Origin of the sequence: Trebonia kvetii (genome assembly GCF_007827045.1) — a bacterium.
Classification (GTDB): Bacteria; Actinomycetota; Actinomycetes; order Streptosporangiales; family Streptosporangiaceae; genus Trebonia; species Trebonia kvetii.
In genome coordinates, this window is record NZ_RPFW01000055.1 from 1 (window position 1) to 414 (window position 414).

General features: G+C 68.4%; 1 pseudogene. It reads right to left on the bottom strand.

From position 1 onward, the window contains the following. Nucleotides 1-119 precede the first annotated feature (119 nt). Nucleotides 120-414: pseudogene (locus EAS64_RS48165) on the bottom strand (hypothetical protein); the annotation flags it as partial.

The following is a 414-nucleotide window of genomic DNA, read 5'->3' on the forward strand; positions in this document are numbered from 1 at the left end:
GCGTCGGGCCTGAAGGCCCTCCCACAACGGCTCACGCCCTGCAGGCCCGCACAAAAGAACCCGCACAAAAGAAAAGGGCCGCACAACGGCGGCCCTTCGCTTGCAGCGGACCTCGCGCCTCAGGCAGCGAACGCGCGCTGGCACCACTCCATGATCGGGTTCCAGGCGATGCCCAGCGCCAGCAGCGCCAGCGCGTTGACGCCGAACACCACGCGCAGCGGACGGTCTTCGCTCGGCGCCGGCAGCTTGCCTTCGGGCTCGTCGAAGTACATCGCCTTGATCACGCGCAGGTAGTAGAACGCGCCGATCACCGCGAACACGATGCCGACGATGGCCAGCCACAGCATGTCGCCCTGCAGCGCGGCCTTGAGCACCGCCAGCTTGGCCCAGAAGCCCAGGAACGGCGGCAGGCCG